The sequence below is a fragment of the Achromobacter sp. 01N37 genome, assembly GCF_056399725.1.
Genome location: NZ_JBFTRX010000045.1, coordinates 1 through 1,433, shown reverse-complemented (window position 1 = coordinate 1,433; position 1,433 = coordinate 1). Strand labels below are relative to the sequence as shown.

At 64.2% G+C, this 1,433-nt stretch carries 1 protein-coding gene; it reads right to left on the bottom strand.

All coding sequences use genetic code 11. The features are described 5' to 3' along the window. Positions 1–1,433 (bottom strand): putative Ig domain-containing protein (locus AC1DSJ_RS30145; RefSeq protein ID WP_441372762.1); only part of this gene is annotated, 1,433 nt, incomplete at both ends.

Sequence of the window (1,433 nt, the reverse complement as noted above, 5' to 3'; positions counted from 1 at the left end):
CTCTTGTCGGTAGCCGTAATCGTGACGGAGTAGACACCGTCCGTACCACCTTGCGAGGCCGAACGGTCCAGCGTGCCGGTGATGATGCCGGTAGCCGGATCAATCGTCAGGCCGGGCGGCAGGCCAGTAGCGGAGTACGTCAGCACGTCGCCGGTGTCCACGTCGGTGAACTGGCCGGAGATATCGACCGGGGTGATGGCCTGGCCGTCGTTGCTGTTTTGATCGTCAAGGGTGACGCCCGGGGTCAGCGTCGGCGTGTCGTTCGTACCGGTGATCGTGACCGTCAAGGTCGCGGTCGAGGTGCCACCTTCGCCGTCGGAGACGGTGTAGGTAATCGACGACGTCGCGGTTTGATCAACGCCCAGCGAGTTGAACGCGGAACCCGGGTTGAACGTGTAGGAGCCGTCGGCGTTCAGCGTGAACGTGCCGCCGTTGGAACCCGTGATGGCGGTGCCGACGTTGGCGGCGTTGCCATTGACTTGCGAGACCGTCAGGGTATCGCCGTCAGGATCGGTGTCGTTGGTCAATACGCCGTTGGCGGCGTCGACGTTCAGCGATGCACCTTGGTTCGTATCGCCTTCGTCGTTGACGGCGGTCGGAGCCGGGTTCTTGACGTCCCACGAGAAGTCTTGCGTGACCGAAGCGCCAGCCTTGTCAGTGGCGGTGATGGTGACGGTGTACACGCCGTCCGTACCACCTTGCGAGGCCGAGCGGTCCAGCGTGCCGGTGATGATGCCGGTCGCCGGGTCGATCGTCAGGCCGGGCGGCAAGCCGCTGGCCGAGTACATCAGTACGTCGCCGGTATCCACATCCGTGAACTGGCCGGAGATGTCGACCGGGGTGATGGCCTGGCCGTCGTTGCTGTTCTGGTCGTCCAGCGTCACGCCCGGGGTCAGCGTCGGCGTGTCGTTGGTGCCGGTGATCGTGACCGTCAAGGTCGCGGTCGACGTGCCGCCTTCGCCGTCGGAGACGGTGTAGGTGATCGACGACGTCGCGGTTTGATCAACGCCCAGGGAATTGAACGCGGAACCCGGGTTGAACGTGTAGGAGCCGTCGGCGTTCAGCATGAACGTGCCGCCGTTGGAACCGGTGATGGCGGTGCCGACGTTGGCGGCGTTGCCGTTGACTTGCGAGACGGTCAGGGTATCGCCATCCGGATCGGTATCGTTGGTCAGTACGCCGTTGGCGGCGTCGACAGACAACGATGCGCCCTGCTCCGTATCGCCTTCGTCGTTGACCGCGGTCGGTGCCGGGTTCTTCACGTCCCACGAGAAGTCTTGAGTGACCGAAGCACCGCTCTTGTCGGTAGCCGTAATCGTGACGGAGTAGACACCGTCCGTACCACCTTGCGAGGCCGAACGGTCCAGCGTGCCGGTGATGATGCCGGTAGCCGGATCAATCGTCAGGCCGGGCGGCAGGCCAGTAGCGGAGTA